The organism is Acinetobacter stercoris (assembly GCF_900323515.1).
In the GTDB taxonomy this organism is placed as follows: Bacteria; Pseudomonadota; Gammaproteobacteria; order Pseudomonadales; family Moraxellaceae; genus Acinetobacter; species Acinetobacter stercoris.
Genome location: NZ_OOGT01000205.1, coordinates 1 through 6,921, shown reverse-complemented (window position 1 = coordinate 6,921; position 6,921 = coordinate 1). Strand labels below are relative to the sequence as shown.

Genomic DNA, 6,921 nt, shown 5'->3' with positions numbered 1-6,921 from the left:
GTTGAATAGTCGCATATTCCCTTAAAAAAAATAAGACATTTCCAAATTGATACAGGAAAAAACAGTAACAGAAATTTCAATCAATATTATGTGATCTAATTCTCAGTATGTTTTATTTATGAAAATTAATTCACATTTAAAAAGTTTTCTGTTTGTTTGCAAGTTTTACTTAAGGGACCACAANTGATTATTAAGAAATTGATAGTTCCGATATGTTATGCCTCGGCATCGTGTTGCGTACCATTTTCCACGATTTTATATGCTACGGATACGATAGATCAACTAAGGGAGAAAAGTGTAGCACTTATCAAGGCTGGTCAGACTAATACAGCGCTTGTGGAATTAGAGCGATTATTAAATGAATACCCTAACAATCAAAAACTTATAGCTGATTATGTTGTGGTTTCTTATGCAAACAAAAACTTTAAATTAAGCGATATAAAATATTTAGAAGGTATCAATGTAGAGAGTTATCCAGAGTATGGGCAAGTCAGTCTGGTAAAAGCCTTGAGAGACCTAAAGCAAATTGATCTGGCAAAACTATGGTGTGATCAATTTTATAAAAAGACAAAGAAGCAAGAGTGGTTAGTGTGGATAGCTGTGCTTGAGGTTGAATTTGGAAATCAACTCCAAGCAAAAAATGCTTTATCAAAAGTAAAAATAGATCAGCTTTCCGCTGATTATTTATCACAGGCATCTTATAGCTACCGTCTACTGAACATGCCTATAGAAGCACTGAATACTGGAGCTTTAGCCGTAGCACGAAAACAAAACAATGATACAGAAGAACAGTATGTATTGGCTTTAATCAGTAATGGTGATTATGCAAAAGCTGAAAAAATTTTAGATAAGTCTCAACTTTTAACGTTACGCCCAGAATTACAACATCTTGTTAAATTAAGTGAATTTTCTCAGCGTATCCAGAATGCTGTGCAGTATTACAGTGTAATGAACTATAAAAACCGTGGCAATGAAGATTTTATTTTCTTAGATCAAGTGATTGAGGAGATGTCAGCTTATGAAACTCATCTCCCGCAAAATAAGACACTCAGACAAAGATTTTATTACGACTATATTTATGCTTTAGACAAGAGAAATCATCCACGTCAGGCAATCGCTCAAATCACAAAAACAGGTCTGGCTGTGGAGCAGATGCCACCTTATGTACGTGAGGCACTGGCGAATTCTTATTTAAAGTTAAAGCAGCCAAAAATGGCAGAAAAATATTATAAAAGCTTGCTCAATGAAAAAAACTATCCTGATATGAATGTTTATTCAGGCCTGTATTACGCGTTGCTTGAACAAAACAAATATCAGGAATCAAATCAGTTAATTATTGATTTAGATAAGCGTTTACCTATTTATAAATATAGTAATGCTAAAGGTGTTGACCGTTCCACTGATGATGATCGGTTAGAGTATATTGCTTTAGTCGGCTTGAATTATGCTTATCAAAATCAGCTGGATAAAGCTGAAAAATATTTTCAGGATCTGGTTAATTTAGCACCTAATAATGTTTTATATCAAAATAACTTGACTCAGATTCAACGTTGGCGAGAAAAGCCAGAAACATCTGAAGATACTCTTGCACAATGGAATGGGCTAGAGCCTGTGGATAGATCAACCCAGATAAACCATATGCTGAATATGCAGGCGATGGATCATATAGCTGAGTGGCGAAAACTGAATCAACAATTATTGCAAAGTGCTCCTTATGATACTGGGGTATTAAAAAGTAAAAAAGAACTGGCTGATCGAAATCATGCATCCATACAGCATCAGAGTACATTTTCAAAAAGTAGATCGGATCATTCAGGTTTACTGGATCGTTTAAAGGGTTCACGTGAATTAGAAAGTGATACCACGGTGAACAGTCCATGGTTTTATGATAATTATCGAGCATTTGTGAATCATGCATATCGTAAGGGAAATTATGAAATTGGCAAACTGGATGAGCAGAGATTAGGTATAGGGCTTGAGTGGGCTGCCGATCGAAAATCAGCAAAAGCCATGATTTCTCAGAATGTCGATGGTGAGCATCTGGGACTGCAACTAGATTGGTCGCATTGGCTTAATGATCACTGGCAATATGTCTTGGGATTTAATAGTCAGGCAGCTATTCCCTTACAAGCAGTCGATAGAGGTTATGAGGGGAAATCTTATAATGTTGCGTTGAACTGGAAAGAAAATGAATCACGTAAAGCAGGGATAGGTTATCAATTTACTGATATTGATGATGGTAATGACCGTCAGGAATTAGCTGTTTATTTTAGACAACAATTTTTTCAAAGAGCAAAACATACCAGTAGTGCAATGCTAAGTGGTTATCTAAGTCATAACAGTAATATTCCAACGCAGTATTTCAATCCTGAACATAGTCAAAGTTTTGAGTTGACTTTAGAACACGACTGGATGACCTGGCGTAATAACAATAACCAGAGTTTTAATCAGCATTTTGAAGCGACTGCTGGAAATTTCTGGCAAAAGTCCTATTCCTCGAAACCTATTTATAACTTGCTTTACCGGCATGATTGGGAACTGTCACGCACCTGGAGACTGAACTACGGTATTGGGTGGGGGGGACATCCTTATGATGGTGAAAATGAGAGAAGGGCTTACGCATTATTGGGATTTGAGGGGCGTTTTTAATGAATTTTATGATAAAAATACTGTTAACAGTATCGACAGCATCAATCTTGTTTCCAACGATACAGTGTCATGCAAAAACAGAATTAAAAACAGCTATAGAAAATCAGGAATATCAATTTGTCACCATGACATTTCATGATGTGCGTGATGACGTAGAAAAGTCGGGTGACAAAGATGTGTATGCGATTAGTACACGTAACTTGGCATTATATTTTTCCTGGTTAAAAAGAGAAGGCTGGAATCCAATCCGTCTGGAAGATGTCTGGCTTGCAAGGCAAAAGAAAAAGACATTACCAGCCAAGGCAGTTTTGATTACTTTTGATGATGGAATTTTAAGTAATTACACTCGAGTTTACCCTTTACTTAAGGAATATCAAATACCTGCGGTTTTTGCTGTGGTGACGAGCTGGGCGAATGGCAATCATAAAGCAATTGATGACGCGTATGGTAAAGGTAATGCCTTGAATTGGGTACAGATGCGTGAAATGAAAAAGTCAGGATTGGTAGAATTTGTTTCACATTCTGATGATTTACACAAAGGGATTCTGGCTAATCCTCAAAATAATGTGCAGCCAGCAGCAATCACACGTGAATATCTTCTAAATGAAAAGCGTTATGAAACAGATGATGAATATCGTAAGAGAATTATTACAGATTTAAAAAAGTCTAAACAGATTTTGGATCATGAGCTTGGAACGGATACCAAGGCTATTTTCTGGCCTTATGGTGCAGTGAGTAAGGAAAGTGAAGAATTAGCGACAATAGCTGGACTTCCTATGTCTTTTAGTCTTGGAAATGTAGCTACTCTGGCTGATTCGGTTAGAACCTATCAGCGCGGTTTAATCATGAATAACCCAAGTCCAGAACAGATACATGACGAAATGATCAATTTTCTCACTTATGCACGCTTGCCTCATAAAGAGAGACAAAGCGTTGTTGGTTTCAATCTGGTAGAAATGGAAAGTCATAATAATGCCGGATTTGACTTTAAACTGGGTAAATTTCTCGAAAATATTAATGCATTAAAAAGTAATGTTCTTTTACTGGATGTTGTGCATCGAAGTGCTGAAAATGGCAAAGTTGATGCTACTTATTTTCCAAATAGCCAGTTACCCATTCAGCAGGACTTGTTAAACAGAACGCTTTGGCAAGCCAATACCCGCATTGCAAATCGTGTTTTGGCTATGTTACCAGTCGGTTTAGAGACACTTCAACATTATGATTTGGCAAAGTTAGCAGCGGATCTTGTTAAAAATAATTCATCTGTCAATGGTATCGTTTTGAATGCTGAAAATGAACTCGATTGTGCTATTCAAGATCAAAAAACAGATGCAATATGCAAGCAAAAAGTTGATCGTGTGTTTAGTATTCTTGATCAAATAAAAGAACAGTCAGCATTCTACTCAAATATCAGTACCAATTATCAATCCGCTTTAAAAATAGATTTAAAGAATGAACAACAGATCAATGGTCTCAATGCCATTCTAAAACAGTTGGAACAAAAAGATAATCATCTGTATTTGTATATTGATCCAGTGAGAAACTCTAATATATTCAAAATATTATTAAATAAAATCCGCTATTTAGACGATCAGGAAAAACAGCATTTAGTCGTAAATTTCAAGATCCATTCAGAGATGGATGAAAAAGATTTGGATAAATATCATCTTGGTTACCAGGCCTTAAGAGCTTTATCCATCCAGAGAATTGGCCTGGATGCTTATAAAATAGCCAATGCCAAGACCATTCACCAAAAGTTATATCAGGACTTAAGCCTTAATGACAGCCCAGTGATGTACCGAAATCCATTTGTTGTTGAATCTAAGGAGACTCGGTAATGTCTGAATGGCTAAGCCAATTACGTATAAGTGATGTTTATTTTGGATTTGCTTTTTTCTATCCGTTATTCATGGCCTGGCTATGGATTGCAGGTGGCATCTGGTTTTATTTAAAACGCGAATTTAAGCAGCCTGCATTGCCTGAGCCAAGTTCGGCAGGGTGTAGCATTATCATCCCTTGCTTTAATGAAGAATTACAAGTTCATGAAACCATCAAATATGCAATGCAATCGCAATACCCAAACTTTGAAGTGATTGCAGTTAATGATGGAAGTAAGGATAGAACAGCTGAAATATTAGATGAGTTGGCATCGCAATATCCAAAGCTTAGAGTCGTGCACCTGGCTGAAAATCAGGGAAAGGCCTATGCATTACGTGCTGGTGCAATGGTTAGTGAAAACGAATATCTGGTTTGTATTGATGGGGATGCCTTGTTACATCCACATGCTGTCTTATGGATGATGCACCATTTAACAACATACCCACGTGTTGGTGCTGTTACAGGTAATCCGAGAATAGTAAATCGTTCCAGTATTTTAGGAAAACTGCAAGTTGGTGAGTTTTCATCGATTATTGGATTGATCAAACGTGCACAACGTACTTATGGGCGTATTTTTACTGTTTCTGGTGCAATTGCAGGATTCAGAAAAACAGCTTTAGACAGGATTGGTTACTGGCGGGATGACATGATCACTGAGGATATTGATGTGTCATGGCGTTTACAGTTTGACCATTGGGATCTGCATTATTTGCCAAATGCCCTGTGCTATATCTATATGCCTGAAACCTTAAAAGGTCTGTGGAAGCAGCGTTTACGTTGGGCACAGGGAGGGATTGAAGTACTTATTGCCTATATTCCACGTTTATTAAGATGGCATCTCCGTCGTATGTGGCCAATTGCACTTGAGGCAATAGTAAGTGTGGTTTGGTCTTATGTGATTCTGGGTATTTTTATTCTATATGTCTATGGTTTGTTTTTTTCATTACCTGGTAATTGGGCAATCCAATCGTTATTTCCGCAGTGGTATGGCGTCATTTTAGGTATTACTTGTTTAGTTCAATTCTTGGTGAGTTTATGGATAGACAGATCTTACGATAGAGGGCGTCTATTACGTAATTATTTCTGGATTATTTGGTATCCATTGTTCTTTTGGATATTGAGTGTTGCAACCACGGTGGTTGCTTTACCAAAGACCATATTCAAAACACAAAAACGTGCAAGGTGGGTGAGTCCTGATCGAGGTTTCAGAGGAGAGGCAGAACGTGAATAATATAAGTAAATACAAAATCATAGAAGACATATCAAAACTGGAAATACCAGAATACATTGATAAGCCTGAATATGTTAAGCATAAGAGTGTAGGGTATAGTCTGATGTTTGCTGGATGGTTGATATGGTTCTGGTTGTTAATACCACTCTTTACACTTTTTCTTTGGTGGTTTGAAGGAAAAACGATTTATCAACAAATCGTGGTTCAGGCAGGACCGTATAGTGAGCTTAGTTTGATTAATATGGTAGTCATGATCATTATTTTTATTTCCTGTCTGTTTATTTGGGCGACTTATAACTGGGTTCGTTTTTATGGTAATGACCGACGTACTGCTCCACCTGAAGTTACAGATCAGCAAATGGCAAATAGTTTTGATTTAAGGGTGAATGATTTGCAAAATCTGCATAAGGCCAAGAACATTACGCTTTTTTATAATACACATGGCAAACTTGAGCATTTTGACATTCATGCTTAAGCGAATAAATTCCAGGAAAAATAAAAGGTCATATTTCTCAATATGACCTTTTATTTTTTTATGTCTTATATTTTAGTGCAATTCTTTTTGAAGCTTATAGTCGAGAGTGTCACTTAGCTTTTCACCTGTCTGAATATCACGTGCCTCAACAAAATTTTCGCCGACAAAGAACTTACGATGATCTGCTGAAGCATCTAAAGTGATAATTGAAGGATTTTTCGAATCAAATTGGAAGGTACCTTTAACTTCATTCTTGGTTCCATCACCTTTTCCGCCTTTATATTCTTCTTTTAACTCATAAGTCTTATCTGCTTTAAGTTCAAGTTCAGTTTCAATTCCTTCACAGTCAGCACATGGGAACAAACCTTTATACTCGCCAGCCCAATCCAGACTACTTTCGGCTGTATGTTGATCAGGGACTGCCGGGGCAGATGCAGTATTTGTATTGTTATTTACGGCTTTTACATCATCAGAAGTATTGTGAGTTGGTTTAGAACAAGCGACGAGAGCAATGCTAAGGAGAGATAACGCTAAAATTTTCTTTTTCATCATGAATATACCTGTAAGTTTTTTAAAGCGGCAAGAACATATTAAAATATAAAGAAAATTTAGATCTATATTGTAAATATTGGATACAGCTTGCTAATTTTTGTCATTCAGAACAATCATATTTATAGACAGTTATAAA

General features: G+C 36.6%; 5 protein-coding genes. 4 read left to right on the top strand and 1 reads right to left on the bottom strand.

Annotation, left to right across the window (positions count from 1 at the left end; translation table 11 throughout):
- Positions 1–198 precede the first annotated feature (198 nt).
- The 4 genes from pgaA to pgaD are packed head-to-tail and all read left to right on the top strand — an operon-like array spanning position 199 to position 6,233.
- Positions 199–2,649: a poly-beta-1,6 N-acetyl-D-glucosamine export porin PgaA gene (gene pgaA, locus KPC_RS16455; RefSeq protein WP_121975440.1), complete on the top strand. Its 2,451-nt coding sequence runs from the start codon at positions 199–201 to the stop codon at positions 2,647–2,649.
- Positions 2,649–4,487, top strand: a complete 1,839-nt coding sequence (pgaB, locus tag KPC_RS16450) for a poly-beta-1,6-N-acetyl-D-glucosamine N-deacetylase PgaB (RefSeq protein WP_121975438.1) — start codon at positions 2,649–2,651, stop codon at positions 4,485–4,487. Before pgaA ends, pgaB begins: the two co-directional genes overlap by 1 nt.
- Positions 4,487–5,758, top strand: a complete 1,272-nt coding sequence (pgaC, locus tag KPC_RS16445; protein ID WP_121975437.1) for a poly-beta-1,6-N-acetyl-D-glucosamine synthase — start codon at positions 4,487–4,489, stop codon at positions 5,756–5,758. The genes pgaB and pgaC overlap by 1 nt, the downstream gene beginning before the upstream one ends.
- The gene (pgaD, locus tag KPC_RS16440) at positions 5,751–6,233 is read left to right on the top strand and encodes a poly-beta-1,6-N-acetyl-D-glucosamine biosynthesis protein PgaD (protein ID WP_121975436.1); all 483 of its coding nucleotides are present in this window, start codon (positions 5,751–5,753) and stop codon (positions 6,231–6,233) included. The genes pgaC and pgaD overlap by 8 nt, the downstream gene beginning before the upstream one ends.
- A gap of 72 nt (positions 6,234–6,305) precedes the next feature.
- On the opposite strand, the gene KPC_RS16435 is transcribed toward pgaD, so the two are convergent.
- On the bottom strand, positions 6,306–6,782 hold the full coding sequence (locus KPC_RS16435; protein WP_121975439.1) for a copper resistance protein NlpE: 477 nt from the start codon (positions 6,780–6,782) through the stop codon (positions 6,306–6,308).
- Positions 6,783–6,921 lie beyond the last annotated feature (139 nt).

Coding starts and splice junctions, on each gene's coding strand:
- pgaB (WP_121975438.1), top strand. CDS start 2,649: ATGAATTTTATGATAAAAATACTGTTAACAGTATCGACAGCATCAATC.
- pgaC (WP_121975437.1), top strand. CDS start 4,487: ATGTCTGAATGGCTAAGCCAATTACGTATAAGTGATGTTTATTTTGGA.
- KPC_RS16435 (WP_121975439.1), bottom strand. CDS start 6,782: ATGAAAAAGAAAATTTTAGCGTTATCTCTCCTTAGCATTGCTCTCGTC.